The following is a 552-nucleotide window of genomic DNA, read 5'->3' on the forward strand; positions in this document are numbered from 1 at the left end:
GCGGCCCGCGGGCGCGCGGCTCGGGTCGACCTGGCTGACCACCGCCGTGTGGGCGACCGGGCCGCCGCGGTCGGCGTCGAGCAGCAGCGCGGCGCCGGTCGCCGGAGGCTCGTCCGTGGTGTGGTGCAGGACCGTCACCGGGTGGAAGCCGGGCACCCGCAGCCCGGGCAGCAGCTCCGCCGCGGTGCGCGCGTCGGTGGCCACCAGCACCGCGCGGCAGCGGAACTCGCCGTGCTCGGCGGTGGTCACCGAGGTCGTGGAGACGGAGGTGACCCGCACCCCGGTGTGCACCGTGCCCGCCGGCAGGGTCCGGGCGAGCAGCTCCGGCAGCATCTCGGCCCCGCCCTCCGGCAGACACAGCCGCCCCGCCGCGAAGGCGCGCAGCGCGAGGTCGGCGCACCGGCTGGAGGTGGTCAGGTCCGGGTCGCACAGCAGGGCGGCGAGCAGCGGCCGCAGGAAGCCGTCGATCGTGCGGGCGGGCAGTCCGCGGGCGGCGAGCGCCTCGGCGGCCGGCGCCTCCGGGCGGCGCAGCAGCCGTTCGGCGGGCGTGGC

The 552-nt window shown here is 79.7% G+C and carries 1 protein-coding gene; it reads right to left on the bottom strand.

Annotation, left to right across the window (positions count from 1 at the left end; translation table 11 throughout):
- The coding region (locus ALMP_RS35615; protein WP_264935909.1) for an FAD-dependent oxidoreductase at positions 1 to 552 on the bottom strand (552 nt) is incomplete at both ends.

Origin of the sequence: Streptomyces sp. A012304, from assembly GCF_026008495.1 — a bacterium.
GTDB lineage: Bacteria > Actinomycetota > Actinomycetes > Streptomycetales > Streptomycetaceae > Streptomyces.